Here is a 25406-nt window from a genome sequence, read left to right on the forward strand (position 1 = left end):
TCACCAGCCGAAGGTGCGGTCGACGGCGTCGAGCACCCGGTCGAGGTCGGGCAGGTACTCCTCCTCCACCCGGCTGGCCGGGTAGGGGGTGTCGAAGCCGGTGACCCGCAGCACCGGGGACTCCAGGGAGTAGAAGCACTCCTCGGTGATCCGCGCCGCGATCTCCGAGCCCAGCCCCAGGTTGCCCGGTGCCTCGTGGACGACCACACACCGGCCGGTGCGCCGCACCGACTCGTAGGCGGCGGTCAGGTCCAGCGGGGAGAGCGTACGCAGGTCGACGACCTCCAGCTCCCGGCCGTCCTCGGCGGCGGCGGTCGCCGCGTCCAGCGCGGTGCGCACCATCGGGCCGTACGCCAGCACTGTCGCGTCGGTGCCCGGCCGCACCACCCGGGCGGCGTGCAGCGGGTACGCCCCGGACAGCGGGGTGTCCAGGTCGACGGGACCCTTCTCCCAGTAGCGGCGCTTGGGCTCCAGGAAGACGATCGGGTCGTCCGAGGCGATGGCCTGCTGGATCATCACGTACGCGTCCTGCGGGTTGGCGCAGGTCACCACCTTCAGCCCGGCGGTGTGCGCGAAGTACGCCTCCGGCGACTCGGAGTGGTGCTCGACCGCGCCGATGCCGCCGCCGTAGGGGATCCGGATCACCATCGGGATGGTGACCTTGCCCTGCGAGCGGTAGTGCATCTTGGCCACCTGCGACACGATCTGGTCGTACGCCGGGTAGACGAAGCCGTCGAACTGGATCTCGCAGATCGGCCGGAAGCCCCGGATGGCCAGGCCGACGGCGGTGCCGATGATGCCGGACTCGGCCAACGGGGTGTCGATCACCCGCTGGTCGCCGAAGTCCTTCTGCAGGCCGTCGGTGATCCGGAAGACGCCGCCGAGCTTGCCGACGTCCTCGCCCATGATGACGACCTTCGGGTCGTTCTCCAGGGCGCGGCGCAGGCCGGTGTTGAGGGCCTTGCCCATGGTGAGGGTCTCGGTGGCCATCAGTGCGCGCTCCCCTCGAACGACTCCAGGTACCTGCTGAACTGGGCCCGCTGGGCGTCCAACTCGGGCGAGCCGTGCGGGTAGACGTGGTCGAACATGCTGACCGGCTGCGGGTCGGGCAGGTCGAGCACCCGTTCGCGCAGGTGCACGGCCTCGGCGCGGGCCTGCTCGTCGACCTCGGCGAAGAAGTCGGCGTCGGCGAGCTGCTGCCGTTCGAGGAACGCCTTCATCCGGGCGATCGGGTCCTTGGCCTGCCAGGCCTCGACCTCGCTGGCGATCCGGTAGCGGGTCGGGTCGTCGGAGGTGGTGTGCGCACCCATCCGGTAGGTGTACGCCTCGATCAGGCTGGGGCCCTGGCCGAGCCGGGCGTTGTCCAGCGCGTGCCGGGTCACCGCGTACGAGGCGAGCACGTCGTTGCCGTCGACGCGGACGCCGGGGAAGCCGAAGCCGCCGGCCCGCCGGTAGAGCGGAACCCGGGTCTGGCGCTCCAGCGGCTCGGAGATGGCGTACTGGTTGTTCTGGCAGAAGAACACCAGCGGGGCGTTGAAGACGCTGGCCCAGACGAACGCCTCGTTGACGTCGCCCTGGCTGGTGGCGCCGTCGCCGAAGTAGGCGATCACCGCCTCGCCGTCCTCGGTGCCGGTCTTGCCGTCCATGTGGACGCCCATCGCGTACCCGGTCGCGTGCAGGGTCTGCGCCCCGATGACGATCGTGTACATGTTGAACTTGAACTCGTTCGGGTCCCAGCCGCCCTGATCGACGCCGCGGAACAGGCCGAGCGGCATGATCGGGTCGATGCCCCGGCAGTAGAGCACACCGTGCTCCCGGTAGGTCGGGAAGGCCATGTCCTGGCTGCGCAGCGCCCGCCCGGAGCCGACCTGGGCCGCCTCCTGGCCGAGCAGCGAGGCCCACAGGCCCAGCTCGCCCTGCCGCTGCAACGCGGTCGCCTCGGCGTCGAGCTTGCGGACCAGCACGAGGTCGCGGTAGAGGCCGCGGTACTCCTCGTCGGTGAAGTCGACGCGGTACTCGGTGCCGTCCGGGCCGGTCGCGCTCTCGATCCGGTCGCCGGCCGGGGTGAGCAGCTGTACGAGTTCCGGCTCGCCGGTCGTGGCCCGCCGGGACCGGGGTGCGGCTCGCCGGCCGCGGCTGGAGACCGCAGGGTCGCCCTTTGCCATCCGTCTCTCCCTGTCGTGTCTGTGCCCGAGCCGGGGGGTCACCCGTCCGCGCACAACGTGCGCCGGCCCGGCTGTTGCCGGACTGGTTCCTGGCGGTCGTGCCTGGCCCCGGTAGGGGTTGCCGCACGACCTGAGCCGGATCCATGGGTCGAACCCGGTTCGGGAGCGTCGGCCACCAGCCACGCCTGCCACGGGGTACGCGGAGGGGCGGCTGCGTTGCCGTCGTGCCTGAATGATTGCAGAGGAGGTGAGCGGCCCCACAGTATGGCCCTCCTGCCGGTGACGACATGTCCGCTTGGTGACCCGTGGACTTTTTTGTCGTGTCGCCGGCCGTGCTGCCGTGACCGTGGCGGCCGGGTGACGGACTTTTTGTGTGTCGACACGCTGTGGTGCCTGGTGAACTGGGCGTCACTGGGTCAAGCTGACCGGTATTGGTGGGCGTTTAGCGAATAATGTCCGTTCTAATCCGTGCTGCCCACCGACTAACACATCCAGGTCGACGAGGGAGTGTGCGGTGTCCGAGCCAGGTGACGGTCCTCCGATCCCCCTCCTCGGGCGACACCGGGCCGGCGGCGGCAGCTACCGGCGGATGATCGGCGTCCACCGGGCCCCGGGCCTGGGTGGCCCGCACCGGGGCTACCTGTTCACCGTCGCCCTGCTCGCCGGGGCCGCCTCCATGCCGGTCCTCGCCGCGATCAGCGCCGGCTCCGCCACCGTGGGCAGCACCGCGCTGCCGGACGGCGGCACCCCGTTCCTGCCCACCCCGTCGGTCGGGCCGGTCGTCGTCCCGGTGCCCGCCACCGGCCAACCGGCCCTGCCGCCGACCGGTCCCGTCGGCGCGCCCCCACCACCCACGCCGGCCCCCGTCCCGGGCACCGGCGGCACCGGCGTCACCCACCGTCCCGCGCCGCCCCCGGCCGCCCCCGCCGCGACCCCCCGTCCCGTCCCCCGGACGCACGCGCCGGCCGCCCCGGCCCACCCCACCCCCACCCCCACCTCGCCGAGCCCGAGCGCGGAACCGAGCCCGAGTACAGAACCGAGCCCGAGCGCGGAACCGAGCGCCGAGCCGACGACCACCTTCTCCGAACCGCCCCCGGACCCGTCGCCGACCTCGGCCCCCTCCGACACCCCCACGCCGGCACCCACGCCCGAGCCGACCCCCGGCCCGACGTCGACCCTGGAACCCGACCCGACGCCGGGGCCCACGGTCGGACCGGGCCCCACCGTCACGGTCACCGTGGTCCCCACCCCGCGCCCCCGGCCCACCGTGACGGCCGTCCCGACCCGGGCCCCCCGTCCCGTCCGGCTGCGGGACGAGGCCCGTCGCGTGCCGCGCGTCGGAGCGCCGCCGTGGGTGCGTCGACCCCGGTCGACCGCCCGTCGGCCACCCCGGCCCCCACGCCGCAGACGCCCGCGATGCCCGCGCCGACCAGCCACGACGGCACCGATCCGGACGGTACGGTGACGAACGACGCCGGCTGAACCGCCCACGGTGCGGACGCCGACGCCCGGCCACCCCGGCGACGGACCGGTCGGCACGACATGCGGGGGCGGAACGCTGAGTACGCGCGACGAGGGCGGTGACCGGCCCGCGGGCGACCCCGGAGCCTCCCCGGCCCGCGACGTCCCGTCCGCCCCCGGTCAGGTCCCTGTCGGGCCGGCGGGGGCGGCGACCCGGGTGGCCCGGTGGGTGACCGAGGCAACCGCGCCGGCCGTGCTGGTCACCGGGCTGACCGTGGTGATCGGTTGGCACGGCGCGGGTGGCGTACGGGGGTTGGCCTGGGGGCTGCTCGCCACGGTCTTCGCCGCCGGCATCCCGTTCGCGTACGTCCTCAACGGGGTGCGTCGGGGTCGGCTCACCGACCACCACATCGGTCGGCGTGAGCAACGCCGGGTGCCGCTGCTGTTCGGCCTGGTGTCGGCCGCCGCCGGGCTGGCCCTGCTCGCGGTGCTCGGTGCGCCGCGCCCGGTGCTGGCGCTGGTCGCCACCGGGGTGGTCGGTCTGGTGGTGGCGGTGTCGGCCAGTCACTGGTGGAAGATGTCGATCCACTCGGCGGTGGCCGCCGGCACGCTGGTGGTACTGGTGCTCACCTTCGGCCCCCGGCTGCTGCCTGCCGTTCCGCTGCTCGGCCTGGTCGGCTGGTCCCGGGTGCGGCTGCGTGACCACACCGTCGCGCAGGTCGTGACCGGCGGGCTGGTGGGTGCACTGGTGGCCGGGCTGGTCTTCGCGACGCTGTCCTGAGCCTGCCGCCGCCGGGCGGCCGGCACGCCGGGGTCGTCAGGGTTCGGGGCGGAGCATGGGCGGGTGGAGCCGGGTCGCCGGGCCCCGGCGGAACAGTTGGGCGGGTCGTCCCCGGTCGCCCTCGGTGGCGCGGCCGACGGGGCTGACGAAGCCGGGGGTGCCGGTGACCTTGCGGTGGAAGTTGCGCGGGTCCAGCCGGGTGCCCCAGACCGTCTCGTAGACCGCCCGTAGTTGGGCCACGGTGAACTCGGGCGGGCAGAAGGCGCCGGCCAGCGGGGTGTACTCCAGCTTCGCGCGGGCCCGTTCCAGGCCGTCGGCGACGATCAGGTCGTGGTCGAAGGCGAGCTGGCCGGGGGTGAGCCGGGTGACCGGCACCCACTCTGCCGAGGCGGCGTCCGAGCCGGCGACCGGGGCGGGCAGGTCGGGGAGCAGCGCCAGCCAGGCCACGGTGACCACCCGCCCGCGTGGGTCCCGGCCGGGCCGGCCGTACGTACCGAGCTGCTCCAGGTGGCCGACCGGCTCCGGTAGCCCGGTTTCCTCGGTCAACTCCCGGGCGGCGGCGTCGGGCAGGTCCTCGTCGATGCCGACGAAGCCACCCGGCAGCGCCCACCGGCCCTGGTCCGGCGGGATGCCCCGGCGGACGAGCAGCAGGTGCAACGCGTCGGCGCGCACGGTGAGCACCACCAGGTCCACCGTCACGGCGAAGGGCGGGTAGTCGGTCATCGTTTTATCACCACCTTGACGATAACTTAGCAGAGTGGTTATCGTCGTAGCGACGAAAAAGGGGAGGGTGAAGCCATGGCCGACGTGACGCGACGACTCTTCCTGCGCCACCTGCGCGGGACACCTACCAACTGGGTACGGCTGCACGTCGCCGGGCGGGTCCGGCGGGAGGGGACCGGCCAGTCGTTCTGGTACCGGCCGCTGACCGCCGTGCTGAGCGAGGTGCCGGTGGACGACCGGGAGCTGCCGCTGCTCTTCCACGCCCGGACCGGCGACTTCGCCGACATCACCGTCCAGGCCACCGTGACCTACCGGGTGGCCGACCCGGCCCTGGCCGCCGCCCGGCTCGACTTCTCGGTCGACCCGCGCACCGGTCGGGCCCGCTCCCGCCCCCTCGACCAGGTGGCCACGCTACTGGCCGAGCTGGCCCAGCAACCCGCCCTCGACCTGCTCGCCCGGGTGCCGCTGGCCGAGGCGCTGACCACCATGGCACCCGTGCGGGAGGCGGTCTCCGCCGCGCTCGGCACCGAACCCCGGCTCGCCGACATCGGCGTCGCCGTGGTCAGCGCCCGGGTCGTCGCCGTCCGGCCCGAACCGGAACTGGAACGCGCCCTGCAGACCCCCACCCGGGAGGCCGTGCAGGTGGAGGCCGACCGGGCCACGTACGCCCGCCGGGCCCAGGCCGTCGAGCAGGAACGCGGCATCGCCGAGAACGAACTCCAGAACAAGATCGAACTGGCCCGCCGGGAGCAGCAGCTCGTCGAGCAGCACGGGGCGAACGCCCGCCGCCGGGCCGAACTCGACGCCGCCGCCGAACTGGCCGGCGCCCACGGCAAGGCGGAACGGGAACAGGTCGCCAACACCGCCGCCGCCGAGCGGGCCCGGGTGCTCGCCACCGCCGAGGCGGAGAAGGAGCGCCTGCTCGCCGCCGGTGCCGCCGACAAGGAACGGACGCTCGCCCTGGCCAAGGCCGAGACGGTACGCGCCGTCGGCGCCGCCGAGGCCGAGGCGGAGGCGGCGAAGCTGGCCACGTACGCCGAACTGCCGCCGGCGGTGCTGCAGGCCCTCACCGTCCGGGAACTCGCCGGTCAGCTCCCCCCGATCGGCCAGCTCACGGTCACCCCGGACCTGCTCGCCGACCTGCTCGGCCGGCTCACCGGCCCGACCGGGACGCTCACCGGCCCGACCGGGACGCTCACCGGCCCGACCGGGGCGGTCGACCGGTGAGCGCCACCCTGGCCCCCCGGGTGGTGGTCGTGCGCCGCCCCAGCGAGCTGGACGAACTGCTCGCCCGGCACGGCACCCGGGCGGCGGCCCAGTGGTACCTGCGCGCCCGGGGGCGGGACCTGGCCGAGGTGGTGGACCGGCACGAGGCACTCCAGTCGGCGCTGACCGCCGTCGCGGCCGCCGTCCCTGCCGACTGGCGACGCGGCACGGTGAACCGGGACGACCTGCCCCGGTTCCTGTTCGGGCCGGAGGACGTCGTCGTCGCCGTCGGGCCGGACGGCCTGGTCGCCAACGTGGCGAAGTACCTCAGCGGGCAACCCGTCGTCGGCGTCGACCCGGAGCCGGGCCGCAACGCCGGGGTGCTGGTCCGGTGCACCGGCGACCAGGTGGCCGCGCTGCTGCCGGCGGTGGTGGCCGGGGCCGCGCCGCTGCGGCACCGGGCCATGGTCCGGGCCACCCTCGACGACGGCCAGGAACTGGTCGGCCTCAACGAGGTGTACGTCGGGCACCCCTCCCACCAGTCGGCCCGCTACCTGCTCGACGTCACCTCCGACGGCCGACCCCGCCGGGAGCGGCAGTCGTCCTCCGGGGTGGTCGTCGGCACCGGCACCGGGGCCACCGGCTGGTGCGCCTCGATCGCCCGGGGCCGACCGGCCGCCGTCGCGCTCCCCGCCCCGCAGGAGCCGGCGCTGTGCTGGTTCGTCCGGGAGGCGTGGCCCTCCCCGGTCACCGGGGCCGACCTGGTCGCCGGCCGCCTCGACGGCACCGACACGCTGGAGCTGACCGCCGAGTCGGACGGCCTGGTGGCCTTCGCCGACGGCCTGGAGACCGACCGGTTGACGCTGCGCTGGGGGCAGCGCATCCGCCTCGACGTCGCCCCCGGCCGGCTGGCCCTGGTCGAACCCTGACCGGCGGTCCGGCCGGTCAGGGGATGTCGTCGCCGAGGCGCTGCCGGTTGGCCTCGATCCAGGCGTCCAGCGCGACCGGGTCGTCCGGGTCGACACCGTCGGCCATCAACTGGGCCACCGCCGCCGTCGCCGGGCTGCGCCGCTCACCTGTCGAATAGAGCCTGGCGAACTCCGGCACCAGCTCCTCGATCGCCTCGTCGGTCTGGGCGACGGCCCGCTCGGGCAGCCCGCGTCGCCGGGCCGCGAACGCCGCCCAGGCACGCAGCACCCGGGGCAGCATCGCCGCGTCGTCCATGTCCAGCACGGCCCGCCGGTGCACCCAGTCGAGCAGGAACAGCCCGGCCACCGCCGGGCTCCAGCGCAGCGGATCGGCGTCCGGGAAGCTCGCCGCGTGGTCGAAGAGCAGGCCGAGGCAGAAGTGCAGCGAGGCCAGCTCGGCGTCGCCGTCGAGGGTGTTCAGCCCGTACCGGGCCGCCTCGGGGGCGGCCAGGAAGGCCCGGACCAGCGCGGTGCGTTCGTCGCTGGAGAGCGGCTCGGTGGGCCAGCCGGTGGAGTCGGCGCCCGCCTGCGGCAACACCGCCAACCGCGCCCCGACCAGCGCCCGGTCGGTGGCGAGCGAACCCTCGGCGGGCAGGTCACCGAGGTCGTCGGTGATCTCCAGGTGGCGGCCCACCTCGCCGTGCATCCGGGCCGGGTCCTCCTCCCGGAACCAGGTCAGGTCGTCGTCGGCGCACATCTGCCGGACCTGCGCGAGGATGCGTTCGGCCGGACCGCCGACGAAGACGTCCTTGGTGATGCCGATGTTGTGGTCGATCAGCGCGACCAGGGCGTGCTCCGGGCCACCCGACTCGTCGTCGTAGGCGAAGGTGGCCAGGTAGGAGGTCTGGTCGCCGTACACGTCGCCGTAGGACCAGGTGCCGGTGAGGTGGACCCGGCCGAGCTGGCCGGCCCAGGCCGGCGCCTGCGCGCCGGGGCGGACCTTCGCCGCGCCCTCGGCGGTCGGGACCAGCGCGGCGAAGACCTGCCGGATGGTGGTGGCGGCGGCCGTGCGGCGGCGGGAGGTGGCGGCGAGGAAACCGGAGACGAACTCCCGGACCGCCGTTTCCCGGTCGGTCTCGGCGATCGCGTAGACGCTGCCCAGCAGCGCCGTGCCGAGCATCTCGGCGTCGAGCGCGCAGTCCAGCCTGGTCACGTCGCGGGCGGCGGACAGCACCGCGTCGTAGGGGGTCTGTGGCGTGGCCATGGCACGACCCTACGCCGCCGCGCCGCCCCGGACACCCGTGCCGACGTCCGCGTTCGCCGGCCGGTGGTCGGCGTCCGTCGATGGCCGTCGGGCCGGTGGCGTTCCCCGCCGGTGCCCGTCAGCCGGCGGCGTCCTGCCAGGCGCGGCGGGCGAGGGCGTACCGGTCGACGAGGTCGCGTACGGGGGTGAGGACGTACTCCGCGCCGACCCGGGCGACCTCCTCGGTGAGCCGCCCCTCGGCCCGCTGCCGGGCCCGCCGGGCCGCCCACCGGATCACCGGCCCGGTCACCGCCGCCACCAGCAGGCCGGCGAGCAACCCGCCGAGCAGCAGCACGGTGGGCAGCGGCGTCTCGCCCACCCGGGGGTACTCCAGCGCCGGCAACCCGAGGGCGCGCAGCGCGTACCCGAGCACCAGCCAACCCAGCCCGACCACGGCGGCGAGGGTGACCAGCCACTGGACGCCGCCCACCAGCCGCCACCACAGCGGCCGGCGCTCCATGCCCAGGTCGGTGCCGGCGACCGCCGCGTCCAGCGCGTCCGGCAGGTCGGCCAGGCGGGACCGGGCGGCGGCGGTCACCGCGGCCGGCCAGGGGGCGGGCAGATCCCCGCCGGAGCGGTCACCGACCGCGCGGATGGCCAGCCCGAGGGCGGACTGCTGGGCGGCCGTCGGTTCGGGCACCGAGGTCGCCGCGAGCGGGGCCTGCGCCGGCTGCTGCGGATCGGTCGTCGGGCCGGCCAGGTGCAGCCGGCGCAGCGGGTCGGGTCGCAGCCGCCGCCACCCGCGGACCAGCGGCCAGCCGGTCGCGGCACCGGCTCGTTGCCGGTACGCCCCCTCGACCGCCCCCGTCACCGTGGGCACCCCGGCCGCGTCGGCCAGCGCCCGGTCCAGGGTGCGGATCGTCTCCGCGTCCGGGGTGTGCCCGGGTGCCTCGACGGCGACCAGTTCCCCCAGCGCGGCCGTCACCGTGTCGGCGTCGCCCCAGAGCCGGCGCAGCGCGGCCTGCCGGTCGGAAACCGCCCGTTCCAGCGCCTCCCGCAGCCCGGTCATCCCGTCCGGCTCGACCGCCGTGGTGGCCAGCAGCGGCACCCCGTCGAGCCCGTCGACGTCGAGCAGCCGGCGCAGGTCGGCCAGCACCCGGGGCAGCTCGGCCGGGGGCAGCCGGTCGGCCTGGTTGAGCACCACCACCGTCACGTCCCGGTGCCTGTGGAACTCGCGCAGGTAGCTCGTGTGGATCACCCGGTCGGCGTACTTCTGCGGGTCGACCACCCAGACCACCAGGTCGACCAGGCCGAGCAGGCGGTCCACCTCCAGTCGGTGGGACCGCTGCACCGAGTCGAAGTCGGGCAGGTCGAGCAGGATCAACCCGTGCAGGGCGGACTCGTCGTCGCCGTCCAGCGCGCTCTCCCGGACGAACCGGTGCCGGGGCAGCACGCCCACCCAGTCGAGCAGCCGGTTGCCGCCGTCCAGCGGCCCCCACACGCAGGCGTGCGCGACACCGGTGGTCGGCCGGCGCACCCCGACCGGGGAGAGTTCCAGTTGGGCCAGGGCGTTGAACAGGCTGGACTTGCCGCTGCCGGTGGCCCCGGCCAGCGCCACCACGGTGTGGTCCCGGGACAGCGACAGCCGGGTGCCGGCCCGCTCGACCAGGGTGTGCGCGCCGACCAGCCGGGTGTCGGGCACCTCGCCGTCGACCGCGTCGAGGAACCGGCGCACCGCGTCGAGCCGGGCCACCAGGGCATCGGCGTCGACACGCTGGTCACCCCGGAGCGCCTCGCGCATCCGGCCGACGATGTTGGTCACCGGATGCCGTCCTCGGGGGTCGGGGTCGGGGTCGGTAGCGCCGGACCGGCCTGGTCGGCGAGGCCGCTGCGGTGCCGGGCCACCTCGACCCGGGCGGCGGCCCGACGCAGGCCGGCGGCGGCCTCCGGACCGGGCCGGGCGGCGTCGGTGCGGGCCAGGTAGCGGGCCGCCTCCTCGTCGAGCAGCGCGCGGACCCGCTCCAGCAGGTCGCCCCGGGCCTTCGCGGCGAGGGTACGCACCGCCTGGTCGCCGAAGATCGCCTGGAGCACGGCCTGCGCGGCGACCGTGGTGCCCGCCCCGGTCGCCACCTCCAGACCGGTGGGGATGAACGCGGTGGAGGCGAAGACGGCGATCATCACGGCCAGCCCGGTGGCGTTGACCGCGTACGCGGCCGTACGGGCCACGAACCGCCGGTCGCCGCCCTCGTCCCGGACCAGCTCCAGCACGGCACGTTGCCAGTCCCGGACCAGCCGTTCGGCCCGTTCGGGCAGGTCGGCCGAGGCGTGCGCCAGTGACGGTTCGAGCAGTGCGGCCCCGGCGGGGTGCGCCTTCCAGGCGGTGTACGTGTGCTCCGCCGCCTCGGCGGCGACCCCGCGCAGCAGGGTCACCAGTTGCGACTCGATGGCGTTGCGCAGCTCGGTGGCGGGGGTGGCGGGCCGGCCGGTGACCGCGGCGACGAGCCGGTCGCGCAGCCTGCCGATCCGGGCCTCCAGCGTCCGGAAGAACTCACCGGTGCCGACGAACTCCTGCCAGCGGGCGAGCACCTCGCCACGCAGCAGCCGGCCGTCCTTCATCCCCTCGGCCACGGTGCGGTGCGCGCCCTGGTAGGCGGCCCGGACCCGGTCGTCCAGCGCGTCGGCGGCGGCCACCTGCTCGTCGGCGGCGTCGGCGAGCGCCTCGACCGTGGGGTGCAGGGAGGCGAGCGCGCCGTCCAGGGTCTGCCGGACCACGGCGGCGCGGGCCTCGGCGTCGGCGGCGAGCCGGGCGAACCAGCCACCCAGCGGCGCGGTCACCCGGTCGGGCAGCAGGCCCTGGCCGTCGACCCAGGTCTCGGGCAGGACGAACAGCGGCGCCGCGCCCAGCTCCTGGGCGGCGAGCATCTCGGACAGGTGGGCAGCGATCTCGTCGGCGGCCTCGGGGGGCACCCGGTCGAGCACCATGGCGATCGAGGCCCCCCGGGAGCGGGCGGCGCGCAGCAGCTCCCACGGGACGGCGTCGGCGTACCGGGCGGCAGTGGTGACGAAGAGCCAGAGATCGGCGGCGGCGAGCAGCTGGCCGGCGAGGGCGCGGTTGGCGTCGACCACCGAGTCGATGTCGGGGGCGTCGAGGAAGGCCAGCCCCGGTGCGAGCGCGGGGGCGGTGACCAGGTGCAGGGTGCCCGGGTCCTCGCTGGGCTCGTTGGTGCGGGTCAGGCCGGGCAGCAGCTCGCCCTGGCGGAACCAGGCGGCGTCGGCGGGGTTGCAGACCAGCACCGGGGATCGGGTGGTGGGGCGCAGCACCCCGGCGGCGCTCACCCGGGCCTGGACCAGGCTGTTGACCAGTGTGGACTTGCCCGCGCCGGTGGAGCCGCCGACGACCACGAGCAGCGGGGCGTCGAGCCGGGCCAGCCGGGGCAGCAGGTAGTCGTCGAGCTGGTCGGTCAGCGCCCGGCCGGTGTGCCGCGCCGGCTCGGCCGAGGGCAGCGCCAGCGGGAACCGGGCCGCGCCGATCGCGGCCCGCAGGCCGGTGAGGGCGGCGGGCAGGCCGTCTCCGGTGGGGCCGGGCGGCGTCTCGTCGGTCTCCGACGACCCGGTGCGGGCGGCGACGGTGGGCGCGCCGGACCGGGTGGCGGGATCGCCGTGCGTCGTCACCGCTAAAGCGTGCCCGACCGATGCAACAGAGACAACCGGAGGGTAGTAACGGTCAGGTTGCGTCGGGTCGGCTCAACTCGACTTGCGCTTTGGCGATCGCGTGGCACTATTGAGTCAAGTTCACTCAACTTGTGGTGCGGTCGCTCCGGGCGGCCCGCCGGGTAGGCCCTCTGACCTGCCCATCCGTTACGAAGCGAGGAAGCGAAGATGGCACGTGCGGTCGGTATCGACCTCGGCACGACGAACTCCTGCGTCAGCGTTCTCGAGGGCGGTGAGCCCACCGTCATCGCCAACGCTGAGGGCTCGCGGACGACCCCGTCGATCGTCGCGTTCGCCCGCAACGGCGAGGTGCTCGTCGGTGAGGTCGCCAAGCGCCAGGCGGTGACCAACCCGGACCGGACCATCCGCTCGGTCAAGCGGGAGATCGGCACCAACTGGACCGTCGACATCGACGGCAAGAAGTACACCCCGCAGGAGATCTCGGCGCGCACGCTGATGAAGCTCAAGCGGGACGCCGAGGCCTACCTGGGCGAGCAGATCACCGACGCGGTGATCACCGTGCCCGCCTACTTCAACGACGGCCAGCGCCAGGCCACCAAGGAGGCCGGCGAGATCGCCGGCTTCAACGTGCTGCGGATCGTCAACGAGCCGACCGCGGCGGCCCTGGCGTACGGGCTGGACAAGGGCTCCAAGGAGCAGACCGTCCTGGTCTTCGACCTCGGTGGCGGCACCTTCGACGTGTCCCTGCTGGAGCTGGCCGAGGGCGTCGTCGAGGTCAAGTCGACCAGCGGTGACAACCAGCTCGGCGGCGACGACTGGGACCAGCGGATCATCGACCACCTGGTGAAGACGTTCCGGGGCGAGCACGGCATCGACCTGGGTCAGGACAAGATGGCGCTGCAGCGGCTCCGCGAGGCGGCCGAGAAGGCCAAGATCGAGCTGTCGGCGGCGACCACCACCAACATCAACCTGCCGTACATCACCGCCGGGTCGGCCGGCCCGCTGCACCTGGACGTGACGCTCAGCCGCGCCGAGTTCCAGCGGATGACGCAGGACCTGCTGGACCGCTGCAAGGGCCCGTTCGAGCAGGCCGTGAAGGACGCCGGCATCAAGATCGCCGACGTCGACCACGTGATCCTGGTCGGCGGCTCCACCCGGATGCCGGCCGTGACCGACCTGGTCAAGCAGCTCACCGGCCGCGACCCCAACAAGGGCGTCAACCCGGACGAGGTCGTCGCCGTCGGCGCGGCCCTGCAGGCCGGTGTGCTCAAGGGCGAGGTCAAGGACGTCCTGCTGCTCGACGTGACCCCGCTGAGCCTGGGCATCGAGACCAAGGGCGGCATCTTCACCAAGCTCATCGAGCGCAACACCACCATCCCGACCAAGCGCTCCGAGGTCTTCACCACGGCCGACGACAACCAGCCGTCGGTGCTGATCCAGGTGTTCCAGGGCGAGCGCGAGATCGCGGCGTACAACAAGAAGCTCGGCACCTTCGAGCTGACCGGCCTCCCGCCGGCGCCGCGCGGCGTGCCGCAGATCGAGGTCACCTTCGACATCGACGCCAACGGCATCGTCAACGTGCACGCCAAGGACCTGGGCACCGGCAAGGAACAGAAGATGACGATCACCGGCGGCTCGTCGCTGCCGAAGGACGACATCGAGCGGATGCGCCGGGACGCCGAGGAGCACGCCGACGACGACAAGCGTCGCCGGGAGGAGGCCGAGACCCGCAACGTGGCCGAGGCGCTCCAGTGGCAGACCGAGAAGTTCCTCGCCGAGAGCGGCGACAAGCTGCCCACGGAGAACCGGGAGCAGCTCAACGAGGCCCTCGGTGAGCTGCGCGGCGCGCTCGGCGGCCAGGACATCGAGAAGATCAAGGCGGCCCACGAGCGGCTCGCCCAGGTCTCCCAGCAGGCCGGTTCGCTGCTCTACTCGCAGCAGGCCGAGCAGGGTGAGCAGCCGGGCGCGGCCGGCGCGGGCGCGGGTGCCGGAGCCGGCGCGGGTGCCACCGGTGCCGCCGGGGCCCCCAAGGCGGGCGGCCCGGACGACGTGGTCGACGCGGAGATCGTGGACGAGGACAAGAAGTGACGCTCCGCGCCACCGCACAGGGAACGAGGTAGTCGCATGACGGAGAAGCCACGAGCCGCCGACCCGGACACCTCCGGGTCGACGCCGGGTGGCTCCGCGCCCACCGACGACGGGCCGCGGGTCGTCATCCGGGACAACCGCAAGCTCGGCAAGACCGAGGAGACGCCTGCCGCCGCCGACGCCGGGGCCGACGTCCCGGCCGAGGGGCTGGTCGAGGAGTCCGAGGTGGTGGTCGACGAGATCGAGGCCGAGGCCACCGCCCTCGACGACCCGGCACCGACCGGTCCGCCGGTGGTGGACGCCCCCGCGCAGCCGGTCGACGGCAGCGCCACGGGCTCCCCGCTCGGTGCCGAGCTGGAAGCCCTCCGGGCCGAGCTGGACGAGCGGACCCGGGACCTGCAACGGGTGTCGGCGGAGTACGCCAACTACCGCAAGCGGGTGGACCGGGACCGGGGCGTGGTCCAGGAACAGGCGACCGGCTCGGTGCTCGCCGCGCTGCTGCCCATCCTGGACGACCTGGACCGGGCCCGGGAGCACGGCGACCTGGTCGGGCCGTTCGGCACCGTGGCCGAGCAGCTCACCACGGCGCTGGGCAAGTTCGGCCTGACGCCCTTCGGCGAACAGGGCGACCCGTTCGACCCGACCCGGCACGAGGCGGTCGCGCACCAGACCTCACCGGACGTCGACGAGCCCACCTGCGTGCAGGTGATGCGTCGGGGTTACCTGCTCGGCGAGCGGCTGCTGCGGCCGGCCATGGTCGCGGTCGCCGACCCGGAATAGTGCACGGCCATCCGGTCGCCCCGCCCGCCTACCGAGGCGGGCGGGGCGACCGGGCCACATCTCACGGAAGGGGGTGGACCGGTGAGTTCCAAGGACTGGATCGAGAAGGACTTCTACGCCACGTTGGGCGTGGAGAAGTCCGCCTCCTCGGACGAGATCAAGAAGTCGTACCGGAAACTGGCCCGGGAGTCGCACCCGGACCACAACCCCGGTGACCCGAAGGCCGAGGAGCGGTTCAAGGCCGTCTCCGAGGCGTACGCGGTGCTCGGCGACGACGCCAAACGCCGCGAGTACGACGAGATGCGCTCGCTGTTCGGTTCGGGCGCGTTCCGGCGGGGCGCCCGTGGCGCGGGTCAGCCCGGCGGGGTCCCGTTCGACGTCTCCGACCTGTTCGGCGGCGGTGGCGGCGGGGACAACCGGTTCGGTGGCGGCGGCTTCACCGACCTGTTCAGTTCGATCTTCTCCGGTGGCGGTGGCGGTGGCGGTGGCGGTGGCCCTGCCCGGGCGCGTGGACCGGCCCGGGGCCGGGACGTGGAGGCCGAGGTCGCGCTCGACTTCGGCGACGCCGTCCGGGGCGTCACCCTGCCGTTGACGTTGCGCGCCCCCGGGGTCTGCGACACCTGCCACGGCAACGGCGCGAAGCCGGGCACCCAGCCGATCGCCTGCCCGGTCTGCCACGGTGCCGGGGTGACCACCCGGGACCAGGGGTCGTTCAGCTTCTCCGAGCCGTGCCGCAACTGCCAGGGCGTCGGGACGGTCGTCGAGGAGAAGTGCCCCGAGTGCCAGGGCACCGGCGGGGTCACCAAGACCCGCACGCTCAACGTCCGGTTCCCCGCCGGAGTGGCCGACGGCCAGCGGATCAGGCTGGCCGGGCGGGGCGAGCCGGGGCAGCGCGGCGGGCCGGCGGGTGACCTGTTCGTGCAGGTCAAGGTTCGCCCCGACGACCTGTTCGGGCGTACCGGTGACGACCTGACGCTGGCCGTGCCGATCACCTTCGCCGAGGCGGTGCTCGGCACCGACCTGCGGGTGCCCACGCTGGACGGCGCGGTGACCCTGCGCGTGCCGCCGGGCACCCCGTCCGGGCGGGTGCTGCGGGCCCGGGGCAAGGGTGTCGTACGACGGGACGGGCGGGCCGGCGACCTGCTGGTCACGCTGGACGTGGTGGTGCCGGCGACGGTGTCGGACGAGGCGCGGGCGGCGCTGGAGTCGTTCGCCGGGGCGACGCCGCCGGCAGCCCGGGAACATCTCGACGCGCGGGTGCGTCGGATCGGTTGACCGGTGGACGGGTGCGGAGGTGAGTGGGATGTCGGACGGGTTCGTCGGTTCGGGTGACCCTGCCTACGAGGCCAAGGTGCTGATGATCTCGGTTGCGGCACGGATGGCGGGAATGCACCCGCAGACGCTGCGCCAGTACGACCGGCTCGGCCTGGTGCAGGCCGGTCGGGCGGCCGGTGGCGGACGACGGTACAGCGTGCGGGACGTCGTCCTGCTGCGCGAGGTGCAGCGGCTCAGCCAGGACGAGGGCGTCAACCTGGCCGGGGTGAAGCGGATCATCGGGCTGGAACGTCTGGTGGAGCAGGCCCAGCAGCGGGTGGCCCGGCTGGAGGCGGAGCTGGACGCCGCGTACCGGCGGATCGCCGAGCTGGAGACGCTGGCCAGCGGCTTCTCCCGGGGTGATTTGGTGCCGACCAGCCGCACCTCGACGGCCCTGGTGGTCTGGCGTCCCCGCCGCACCGGCCCGACATGATCGACACTTCCGGGCGGGTGGTCCGGTGCCCTCGCCGCATCCGACCGGCATGATCAACACTTCTGGGCGCGAATAGCGGCATCCCTTCGACGGGGTGCCGCTATTCGGCGTATCTGGAGTGAATCTCCCCGAGGCGGAACTCCGGCCCGGCGGGGTTCAGGCATTCCCCCGCCGGGAGCAGGGCTGTCCCGTTAACCTGTGAATCAGGCGCAAGCGAACCAATTCGGACTCCGACAGCGGGGGGAACCGTGGCGGAATCGGCGAAGAAGGTGGCCCGGCAGGCGGAGGAGCGGCTCAACCAGGTGGCCGAGAACGTCCGGGAGAAGTTCGACCGGGTCACCCGGGGCACGTTCTCCGACACGGTGAAGGACGGCAGGTTCGCCGACCGGAACGCCCGCAGGGCGAACCGGGGGCAGGTCGAGCCGAAACGCGGCAACCAGGGCGGACCGCGACGCTGACGATCCGCCGACGTGCGGGCCGGGACCCACGGGGGGTCCCGGCCCGTTCGCCGTCCGGGCGTGGTGGGGCTGGTCCGGCCCGACCGACGTGGTGGGGAGGCTCCGGCCTGATCGCGACGTCAGCCGAGGCGGCGGTTGTCCCGGACCAGGCCACCCTCGCACCAGTCGTGGTAGGTGAAGAGTTCCTGCCGGGCCAGCAGCATCCGGCTGTTGTGCGCCCAGTTGCGTACCAACTCGTCGCCGTCGCGCTCGGCCTGCTCCACCAGCTTGCGGAACCGACGCCGGGGGTGGGCGCGGAACTGCGTCCGGATGCCGTCGGCGGCGTAGATGTAGAGGCAGTGCAGGGCGAAGCGGCGGGCCGGGCAGGCCGGGTCCAGCGCCAACTCGAAGAGGGTGACCACCAGGTGGTCACCCGCCACCAGCAGGTCCCAGTCCCGGGGCAGCGAGGTCAACGGCACCGAGTCGGGTTGGTACGCCCAGGCCCGCAACTCCGCCGGTGACGGGTCGACGGGGTTGGCGAAGCCGCGGAACGTCGGACCGTGCGCGCTCACCCGGCAACCTTCCCGCTCACGCCCGCGGGATGCCTCCGTCCGCCCGCGAGTCCCTGGCCTGCTGGGGCGCAACGCTAGCCGCCGTCACCCGGGCGGCGGAAGACCTGCCGGGAAGCAATTCGGCAACGGATGCCCTGGCCAGGCCGACCCGTGCGGGGTCGGCCCGGCCAGCCGAAACTCAATCGGTGGCGGGCACCGGTCGGGGGTGCTGGGCGGCGATCCGCCGACGGAGCCGCTGTTTGAACCAGCGCATGTCGGGCAGCCGGGCGAGCATCGGACCGGTGATCACGGTGATCAGCACGTACGCCGTGGCGAGCGCGGCCAGCTTGGGTTCGACGGTGCCGGCGGCGACCGCGAGACCTGCGATGACGATGGAGAACTCACCACGGGGCATCAGGGCGAAGCCGGCCCGCCACCGGCCGGGCTCGGCGATCCCGGCCCGCCGGGCCGCCAGGTAGCCGGTGGCCAGCTTCGTCCCCATGGTGACCACGGCCAGCACGATCGCGGGCAGCAGCACCGGCGGCATGTCCCGGGGGTCGGTGACCAGGCCGAAGAAGACGAAGAAGACGGCGGCGAAGAGGTCCCGCAGCGGGGAGAGCAGTTCGGTGGCGTGGTGTGCCACCGGTCCGGACAGGGCGATGCCGACCAGGAACGCCCCGACGGCGGCGGAGACCTGGAGCCGGGCGGCGATCCCGGCGACCAGCAGGGTCAGGCCGAGTACCCCGAGCAGCAGCGCCTCCGGGTCCTTCGCCGACAGGGCGGCGGAGATCAGGTGGCCGAAGCGGATGGCGACGACCAGCACGACCACCACGGTGAGCACCGCGATGCCCAGCGCCATGCCGCCCTTGACCAGGCCCACGCCGGCCAGCAGCGCGGTCACCAGCGGCAGGTAGAGCGCCATCGCCAGGTCCTCGATGACCAGCACGGACAGGATGACCGGGGTTTCCCGGTTACCGACCCGGCCGAGGTCGCCGAGCACCTTGGCGATCACGCCGGAGGACGAGATCCAGGTGATGCCGCCGAGCACCACGGCCGCCACCCAGCCCCAACCGAGCAGCAGCGCGAAGCCGAAACCGGGCAGGGCGTTGAGGACCGCGTCGATCAGGCCGGCCGGTGCCGCCGAGCGCAGGTTGCCGACCAGTTCGTTGGCGCTGTATTCCAGGCCGAGCATGACCAGCAACAGGATGACGCCGATCTCGGCGCCGACGGCGAAGAACTCCTCGCTGGCGGCCAGCGGTAGCAGCCCGCCGTGGCCGAACGCGAGGCCGGCGAGCAGGTAGAGCGGGATGGGGGAGACGCCGAACCGGCGGCTGAGCCGACCGAGCAGCCCGAGCAGCAGGAGGAGAGCGCCGACCTCGACCAGTAGGGTTGTGGTTTCGTGCATCCGCCTCAGCCGTCCGGGTCACTGTCGGCGAGGATGGCGGTCACCCCGTCGAGACCCTGCCGGGTACCGACCACGACCACCACGTCACCGGCCGCGAAGCGGAAGGTGGGATCGGGCGAGACGTTGACCTCGCCCTGCCGGAGTACCGCCACGATCGAGGCGCTGGTGCGGGTGCGTGCCTTGGTGTCACCGAGCCGCTTGTTGACGTACTTCGACCCGGCCGGGATGGCGATCTGCTCGGTGAGCAGCCCGGCCGCCTGCTCGCGCAGGCCGGAGAGCTGACCCAGCATCAGCGACGCGCCGAGGATGTCGGCGAGCGCCTCGGCCTCGTCGTCGGTCAGCGGGATGTCGTGCTGACAGGAGTCGGGATCGTCCGGGTCGTAGAGGACCAGGTCGCGGCGGCCATTGCGGTGGGAGACCACACCGAGCCGGCGGCCGGACTCCGTCATCAGGTCATGACGGACGCCGATTCCCGGTAGGGCGGTCTGTTCGACTCGTACTCGCACGGACGAGAGGCTATACCCTGCCCTCCACCTCGGCCCGACGGATGTCTGCCCTGCTCGCGAGCGTGCCACCCCCGCCACCGCCCGTGTCCACCCACCCCCCGACGGGTCACACCTCTCACCGCGCGGCCTGCCCCGCCCGGTCACCGCGCCCGCACCCACCGCACCGCTCCGCCCGGAACGACCGACCGCCCAGGAGGAACCGCGATGACAGATCCACTCGTCGGGGGCGATGCTGCGGGGTCCGACCCCGTTCGACACCGCTACCGGGCCGATGTTGTCCATGCCGCCCGCCGCGCCTGCCGGGGGCGGCGGGGATGACCGGGCGGTACCTCGTACACCTGTCGGTCGTTGCCCCCCGTCCCCGGAGATTGTGACCCACGCCACGTTGGCAGAGTTGAGCGGAATAGGCTCAACTCTGATGGTGTCTCTTACTAGTGGACACGCCGATCCCGGGGGAGCCCATGAACACGGAACGACTCACCACAAAGAGCCGCGAAACCATCACCGGTGCGGTCGCGCTGGCCAACCAGCGTGGTCACGCCACCGTGGAACCCTGGCACCTGCTGCTGGCCCTGCTCGACACCGACGGCTCCACCGCCGCCGGCCTGCTGCGCGCCGTGGGTGCCGACCCCGCCGAGCTGCGCCGGGTCGCGCAGCGCTCGGTCGACGCGCTGCCCGCCGCCCGGGGTTCCAGCATCGCCGAGCCCACCCTGGCCCGCGAGTTCGTCAACGCCATCGGCGCCGCCGAGCAGATCGCCCGTCCGCTCGGCGACGAGTACACCTCCACCGAGCACCTGCTGGCCGGCCTGGCCCGGGTCGGTGGCGCGGTGTCCAACGCGCTGAAGACCGCCGGGGCCACCGAGGAGAACCTGGTCGCCGCGTTCCCGACCGTGCGGGGCGGGGACCGGCGGGTCACCACCGCCGACCCGGAGCAGACCTACCAGGCGCTGGCCAAGTACGGCGTCGACCTCACCGCCAGCGCCCGGGACGGCAAGATCGACCCGGTGATCGGGCGGGATTCGGAGATCCGCCGGGTGATCCAGGTGCTCTCCCGGCGTACCAAGAACAACCCGGTGCTGATCGGCGAGCCCGGCGTCGGCAAGACCGCGATCGTCGAGGGCCTGGCCCAGCGGATCGTGGCCGGCGACGTGCCCGAGTCGCTGCGGGACAAGAAGCTGGTCTCGCTCGACCTCGGCGCGATGGTCGCCGGCGCGCAGTACCGCGGCCAGTTCGAGGAGCGGCTCAAGTCCGTCCTGGAAGAGATCAAGAACTCCAACGGGCAGGTCATCACCTTCCTCGACGAGCTGCACACGGTGGTCGGCGCGGGCAAGGGCGAGGGCTCGATGGACGCCGGCAACATGCTCAAGCCGATGCTGGCCCGGGGTGAGCTGCGGATGGTCGGCGCGACCACCCTCGACGAGTACCGCGAGCACATCGAGAAGGACCCGGCCCTGGAGCGCCGGTTCCAACCGGTGCTGGTCGGCGAGCCGACCATCGAGGACACCATCGGCATCCTGCGTGGCCTCAAGGAGCGCTACGAGGTGCACCACGGCGTCCGGATCACCGACGCCGCCCTGGTCGCCGCCGCCGCGCTGTCCGACCGCTACATCACCGACCGGTTCCTGCCGGACAAGGCGATCGACCTGGTCGACGAGTCCGCGTCCCGGCTCCGGATGGAGATCGACTCCCGGCCGGTGGAGGTGGACGAGATCGAGCGGGCCGTCCGTCGGCTGGAAATCGAGGAGATGGCGCTGGCCAAGGAGCCCGACGCCGCCTCGGCCGAGCGGCTGGATCGGCTGCGCAAGGAGCTGGCCGACAAGCGTGAGCAGCTCACCGCGCTGTCCGAGCGCTGGCAGACCGAGAAGAGCCACATCACCAAGCTCTCCACCGCCAAGGAGGAGCTGGAACGCCTCGGCGGCGAGGCCGAGCGGGCCGAACGCGACGGCGAGCTGGAACGCGCCGCCGAGCTGCGCTACGGCCGGATCCCGGCGCTCAAGGCCGACCTGGCGACGGCCGAGGAGGAACTGGCCCGGCTCCAGGCCGACGGCGCGATGCTCAAGGAGGAGGTCGGCGCGGACGACATCGCCGCCGTCGTCGCCTCCTGGACGGGCATCCCGGCCGGCCGGCTGCTGGAGGGCGAGACCGCCAAGCTGCTGCGGATGGAGGAGTCGCTGGGCGGCCGGGTCGTCGGCCAGGCCGAGGCCGTCGGGGCCGTCTCCGACGCGGTACGCCGGGCGCGGGCCGGCGTCGCGGACCCGGACCGCCCCACCGGCAGCTTCCTGTTCCTCGGCCCCACCGGTGTCGGCAAGACCGAACTGGCCAAGGCGCTCGCCGAGTTCCTCTTCGACGACGAGCGGGCCATGGTCCGCATCGACATGAGCGAGTACGGCGAGAAGCACTCCGTCGCCCGCCTGGTCGGTGCCCCGCCCGGCTACGTCGGCTACGAGGAGGGCGGGCAGCTCACCGAGGCGGTGCGCCGCCGGCCGTACTCGGTGATCCTGCTGGACGAGGTGGAGAAGGCCCACCCGGACGTCTTCGACATCCTGCTCCAGGTGCTCGACGACGGCCGGCTCACCGACGGTCAGGGTCGTACGGTCGACTTCCGCAACGCGATCCTGATCCTCACCTCCAACCTGGGGTCGTCGGTGATCAGCGACCTGACGCTCGCCGACGAGCAGCGCCGCGAGGGGGTGCTGGCGGTGGTCCGCTCGCATTTCAAGCCGGAGTTCCTCAACCGGCTCGACGACATCGTGGTCTTCGCCGCGTTGCGCGGGGACGACCTGCGGTCGATCGTCGACATCCAGCTCGACCGGCTGCGCCGCCGGCTCGCCGACCGCCGGTTGGCGCTGGACGTCAGCGAAGCCGCAGCGACCTGGCTCGCCGAGCACGGGTACGACCCGATCTACGGTGCCCGGCCGCTGCGCCGCCTGGTCCAGTCGGCCATCGGCGACCAGCTCGCCAAGGCCCTGCTGGGTGGCGTGGTCAGGGACGGCGACACGGTGCGGGTCGACCTGTCCGACGACAAGAGCGGCCTCACCGTCACCGCCGCCTGATCCCTGCACCACCGGGCCGGCCCCGCCACCCCGGCGGGGCCGCCCCGTCCACCACTGCCCCTCCCCTCCCCGTCCCCCCGCCGACCACCTCCCGCCCCGGCCCTCCCGCCCCGGCCCTCCCGCCTCGGCCCTCCCGCCTCGGCCCTCCCGCCTCGGCCCTCCCGCCTCGGCCCTCCCGCCCCGGTGATCAAGAGATTTGCGTCACGAGAACGCCTCCCCCTGACGCCAACCCCTTGATCACCTCCGCGCCGGCCCCCGTCCCGACGATCAAGAGGTCGGCGTCATCGGGAGCGCTCTCCGGTGACGCCAACCTCTTGATCACTGCGGTCGGGCGGAGGGCTGAGCGCGGGGCGCAGTGGGTCGGGCGGGGGTGGGGTGGGTGGTCAGGGGTGGGGCGGGGAAAGGAAAGAGGCATGTTCGGGATGCGGAAGAAGAGTGGCGATCCGGAGCTGGACGCCGCCGTGCGGGAACTCGCCGGGGCGGACACCGTCGCCTTCGGCGGGGTGGGATTCGCCGGCACGCTGCTGCCGGTGACCGAGGCGTACCGGCGGGTCGAGGAGGCGTTCGCGCAGCGTCCCCGGCAGGCCCGCGAACAGGTCGACTGGCTGCTGCGGCACGGTTCGCCGGCCGGGCGGGCGTACGCGGCGACGCTGCTGGAGCGGGTCGACCCGGCGGCGGCGCGGGCGGCCTGGACGGCGCTGGGCGACGACGACGCCGAGTTCACCACGTTCGCCGGCTGCACGATGGGGACCACCACCCTGCGTGGGTACGCGGCCGACCGGCTGGCCGGCCCAGCTACCGGCAGACACGTTGAGTAGCTGACCTCTCACTCAGAATTCGCTGAGTTTCCCCAGGTGCGCGGGGTGCGCGGGGTTGTTACCGTCTCCGCCGATGCACTTGGGGAGGTGGTCGGGGTGAACGGTTCAGTCGCGTACGTCGTGGCGGCGTTGGGATGTCTGATCGGGGTCGCCGGGATCGTGGTGGCAGCGGTGGCTTACAGCCGGAGCCGCAAACCGGCCTACCCGACACCGGCGAAGGACCCGTTCCGCGACACCGACTCCGACGCGCTGCGCGGTGACCCCCGCAAGCTCAAGCCCGGCGACATCGTCGAGATCCGTGGCGTGTCCTACGCGGTCCGGGGCTCGGTGCACCTGGTCGAGGGCGGCTGGAGCTGGGCCGAGCACCTGCTGGACACCGTCGAGGGCGACAAGCGCTGGCTCTCCGTCGAGGAGGACCCGGACCTGGAGCTGGTGCTCTGGACGGCCGAGCCGGCCGCGACGATCACCCCGGGCGCACCGACCCTCGACTTCGCCGGCCGCCGCTACTCCTGGGAGGAGTCCGGCCAGGCCCGCTACTCGGCCACCGGCAGCACCGGTCTCGACCCGTACGGCACCGTCCGCTACCAGGACTACCGGGGCCAGGGCGGCGAGCGGCTCTCCTTCGAGGCGTACGGGGAGGCCGGCTGGGAGGTGGGCCGGGGTGAGCGGCTGCACCGCGCCGACGTGATGGTGTACCCGCAGTCCGGCCCGGTGGGGTCCTGATCGTGCTGGTCAGCCTGGACACCCCGTACGTCGACACGTGCGCGGCCGACCTGAGCCTGGCACTCGGTGGCCCGGAACGCCCCGCCCTGCACGTCCGTGACCTGACCCTGCCCGGTGACGTCCGGCTGCGGCTGCGCCTGCTCGGTGCCTCCCACCAGGTCGTCCTCGCCGTCCCGGCGGCAGGTGCCCACGCGATCGCCCCCGACCGGCCCGGCGGGCTGGTCGAGACGGTCGCCTGCCTGCCCGGTCGGCCCCCGCACCTGCCCGGCGACCTGCACGACGAGGCGGGTGGTTACCGGTTCACCGCCACCGTGTTGCGCCCTGCCGAGGGGGAGCTGCACACCCGGATCGCCGCGCTCCGCGCCGACCTGGCCGACGACCCGTACGCCCTGGTCGGGGTCTTTCCCGGGGACCCGGACGCGGTGACCGCGCTGGCCGTACGCCCCGACGCGCCGGACGGGACGGTGGTCTGGCGCACCTGGCACGCGTACCCCCAGACCAACGAACTGGTCCTGACCGAGACGGCGGTGACGCTCCCGCACGCTCGGCGAGCCCCGCAGTCGCGAACGAGGGAGACGCCGTGAGCGCGAGGAGTGAGCCGGTTCTGCGAGCCCCGCAGTCGCGAACGAGGGAGACACCGTGAGCGCGAGGAGTGAGCCGGTTCTGCGAGCCCCGCAGTCGCGAACGAAGGAGACACCGTGACGTACCGACGCTGGTTCGTGGTGGGAGTGGCCTTCGCGGTCGTCGGCGCGCTGGTCGCCGCCTTCGCGATCTTCTACGGCAACTTCTCGCCCCGGGGCTACATCGAGGACCGCTACACCCGGGCGGCGAGCCGGGACATCGGGCGGGACGCCATCGCATACACCTCGAACCGGACCCCGAGCCAGGTGGCCAAGGATGTCACCGACGCCTGGAAGCCGGCCGACCAGTACGTCGACGGCAGCGGCGTCTACCTGCGCTATGACGATGACTCGCTGGTGATCCTGCCGATCGCCGCCGGCTCGCTGATCCTGCTGGAGCGGATGCGCACCGCCTACCCCCGGTACCACTCGACGGTGGGCAGCCACTGGGGCTGGGGTCGGGGCAGCACGGTACGCGGTGGCGGCCCCGGCTCCGGCAAGTGACGCGTACCGACCCCG

General features: G+C 73.6%; 24 protein-coding genes. 14 read left to right on the plus strand and 10 right to left on the minus strand.

The annotated features are described in order from the left end of the window. The 3 genes from ACN268_RS22770 to ACN268_RS22780 all read right to left on the minus strand — a co-directional run bounded on the left by ACN268_RS22770 (position 1) and on the right by ACN268_RS22780 (position 3299). Complete coding sequence (locus tag ACN268_RS22770; RefSeq protein WP_421484922.1) at positions 1-990, minus strand: alpha-ketoacid dehydrogenase subunit beta; 990 nt, start codon at positions 988-990, stop codon at positions 1-3. Next, entirely contained in the window at positions 990-2165 is a 1176-nt protein-coding gene (gene pdhA, locus ACN268_RS22775) for a pyruvate dehydrogenase (acetyl-transferring) E1 component subunit alpha (RefSeq protein ID WP_421484923.1), read from the minus strand. Before pdhA ends, ACN268_RS22770 begins: the two co-directional genes overlap by 1 nt. Positions 2166-2801: 636 nt before the next feature. Next, positions 2802-3299 (minus strand): hypothetical protein, encoded by a 498-nt coding sequence (locus ACN268_RS22780; RefSeq protein ID WP_421484924.1) that lies wholly within the window; start codon positions 3297-3299, stop codon positions 2802-2804. 216 nt (positions 3300-3515) lie between these two features. Between ACN268_RS22780 and ACN268_RS22785 the strand changes: the two genes are divergently transcribed. Together ACN268_RS22785 and ACN268_RS22790 are read left to right on the plus strand one after the other, a co-directional pair. Beyond that, positions 3516-3647, plus strand: a complete 132-nt coding sequence (locus ACN268_RS22785) for a hypothetical protein (protein ID WP_421484925.1) — start codon at positions 3516-3518, stop codon at positions 3645-3647. A 208-nt stretch (positions 3648-3855) separates the two neighbouring features. Continuing rightward, positions 3856-4407, plus strand: coding sequence for a phosphatase PAP2 family protein (locus ACN268_RS22790; RefSeq protein WP_421484926.1), 552 nt, complete (start codon positions 3856-3858; stop codon positions 4405-4407). 36 nt (positions 4408-4443) lie between these two features. Here the strand turns inward: ACN268_RS22790 and ACN268_RS22795 are convergent, their stop codons facing one another. Continuing rightward, a complete protein-coding gene (locus tag ACN268_RS22795) occupies positions 4444-5130 on the minus strand; it encodes an NUDIX hydrolase (protein ID WP_421484927.1) in 687 nt (228 codons plus the stop codon). Positions 5131-5205: 75 nt separating this feature from the next. Between ACN268_RS22795 and ACN268_RS22800 the strand changes: the two genes are divergently transcribed. Together ACN268_RS22800 and ACN268_RS22805 are read left to right on the plus strand one after the other, a co-directional pair. Then, on the plus strand, positions 5206-6357 hold the full coding sequence (locus ACN268_RS22800) for an SPFH domain-containing protein (RefSeq protein WP_421484928.1): 1152 nt from the start codon (positions 5206-5208) through the stop codon (positions 6355-6357). Beyond that, on the plus strand, positions 6354-7265 hold the full coding sequence (locus tag ACN268_RS22805) for a hypothetical protein (RefSeq protein WP_421484929.1): 912 nt from the start codon (positions 6354-6356) through the stop codon (positions 7263-7265). Before ACN268_RS22800 ends, ACN268_RS22805 begins: the two co-directional genes overlap by 4 nt. A 16-nt stretch (positions 7266-7281) precedes the next feature. On the opposite strand, the gene ACN268_RS22810 is transcribed toward ACN268_RS22805, so the two are convergent. The 3 genes from ACN268_RS22810 to ACN268_RS22820 form a co-directional block, all read right to left on the minus strand. Beyond that, a complete protein-coding gene (locus tag ACN268_RS22810) occupies positions 7282-8508 on the minus strand; it encodes a hypothetical protein (RefSeq protein ID WP_421484930.1) in 1227 nt (408 codons plus the stop codon). Between the two features lie 118 nt (positions 8509-8626). Next, positions 8627-10288: a GTPase gene (locus tag ACN268_RS22815; protein WP_421486966.1), complete on the minus strand. Its 1662-nt coding sequence runs from the start codon at positions 10286-10288 to the stop codon at positions 8627-8629. Positions 10289-10305: 17 nt separating this feature from the next. Continuing rightward, positions 10306-12159, minus strand: a complete 1854-nt coding sequence (locus ACN268_RS22820) for an ABC transporter (protein ID WP_421484931.1) — start codon at positions 12157-12159, stop codon at positions 10306-10308. 207 nt (positions 12160-12366) lie between these two features. Here ACN268_RS22820 and dnaK point away from each other — a divergent pair, with 207 nt between their 5' ends. From dnaK to ACN268_RS22845, 5 genes are all read left to right on the plus strand, one after another. Beyond that, positions 12367-14247, plus strand: a complete 1881-nt coding sequence (gene dnaK, locus ACN268_RS22825) for a molecular chaperone DnaK (RefSeq protein ID WP_421484932.1) — start codon at positions 12367-12369, stop codon at positions 14245-14247. A 36-nt stretch (positions 14248-14283) separates the two neighbouring features. Further along, positions 14284-15027, plus strand: a complete 744-nt coding sequence (gene grpE, locus ACN268_RS22830) for a nucleotide exchange factor GrpE (RefSeq protein WP_204928489.1) — start codon at positions 14284-14286, stop codon at positions 15025-15027. 81 nt (positions 15028-15108) lie between these two features. Then, positions 15109-16302, plus strand: coding sequence for a molecular chaperone DnaJ (gene dnaJ / locus ACN268_RS22835; protein ID WP_421484933.1), 1194 nt, complete (start codon positions 15109-15111; stop codon positions 16300-16302). A 28-nt stretch (positions 16303-16330) separates the two neighbouring features. Further along, a complete protein-coding gene (locus ACN268_RS22840; RefSeq protein WP_088641908.1) occupies positions 16331-16774 on the plus strand; it encodes a heat shock protein transcriptional repressor HspR in 444 nt (147 codons plus the stop codon). Between the two features lie 248 nt (positions 16775-17022). Further along, on the plus strand, positions 17023-17232 hold the full coding sequence (locus ACN268_RS22845) for a hypothetical protein (protein ID WP_421484934.1): 210 nt from the start codon (positions 17023-17025) through the stop codon (positions 17230-17232). 119 nt (positions 17233-17351) lie between these two features. Here ACN268_RS22845 and ACN268_RS22850 read toward each other — a convergent pair whose 3' ends face one another. The 3 genes from ACN268_RS22850 to ACN268_RS22860 all read right to left on the minus strand — a co-directional run bounded on the left by ACN268_RS22850 (position 17352) and on the right by ACN268_RS22860 (position 19673). Beyond that, on the minus strand, positions 17352-17783 hold the full coding sequence (locus tag ACN268_RS22850; protein WP_421484935.1) for a hypothetical protein: 432 nt from the start codon (positions 17781-17783) through the stop codon (positions 17352-17354). A gap of 178 nt (positions 17784-17961) precedes the next feature. Then, entirely contained in the window at positions 17962-19167 is a 1206-nt protein-coding gene (locus ACN268_RS22855) for a cation:proton antiporter (RefSeq protein ID WP_421484936.1), read from the minus strand. Positions 19168-19172: 5 nt separating this feature from the next. Beyond that, positions 19173-19673 (minus strand): cation:proton antiporter regulatory subunit, encoded by a 501-nt coding sequence (locus tag ACN268_RS22860; protein ID WP_088641912.1) that lies wholly within the window; start codon positions 19671-19673, stop codon positions 19173-19175. 461 nt (positions 19674-20134) lie between these two features. Here ACN268_RS22860 and clpB point away from each other — a divergent pair, with 461 nt between their 5' ends. The 5 genes from clpB to ACN268_RS22885 all read left to right on the plus strand — a co-directional run bounded on the left by clpB (position 20135) and on the right by ACN268_RS22885 (position 25391). Then, positions 20135-22726 (plus strand): ATP-dependent chaperone ClpB, encoded by a 2592-nt coding sequence (clpB, locus tag ACN268_RS22865; RefSeq protein ID WP_421484937.1) that lies wholly within the window; start codon positions 20135-20137, stop codon positions 22724-22726. 413 nt (positions 22727-23139) lie between these two features. After that, entirely contained in the window at positions 23140-23544 is a 405-nt protein-coding gene (locus tag ACN268_RS22870) for a hypothetical protein (protein WP_421484938.1), read from the plus strand. Between the two features lie 96 nt (positions 23545-23640). Continuing rightward, entirely contained in the window at positions 23641-24267 is a 627-nt protein-coding gene (locus ACN268_RS22875; protein ID WP_421484939.1) for a DUF4178 domain-containing protein, read from the plus strand. A gap of 2 nt (positions 24268-24269) precedes the next feature. Beyond that, positions 24270-24851: a DUF2617 family protein gene (locus tag ACN268_RS22880; protein ID WP_421484940.1), complete on the plus strand. Its 582-nt coding sequence runs from the start codon at positions 24270-24272 to the stop codon at positions 24849-24851. Positions 24852-24965: 114 nt separating this feature from the next. Further along, positions 24966-25391 (plus strand): DUF4247 domain-containing protein, encoded by a 426-nt coding sequence (locus ACN268_RS22885; protein WP_204928478.1) that lies wholly within the window; start codon positions 24966-24968, stop codon positions 25389-25391. Positions 25392-25406: the final 15 nt, after the last annotated feature.

It is taken from the genome of Micromonospora sp. WMMD735 (genome assembly GCF_049178995.1).
GTDB classification, from domain to species: domain Bacteria; phylum Actinomycetota; class Actinomycetes; order Mycobacteriales; family Micromonosporaceae; genus Micromonospora; species Micromonospora wenchangensis.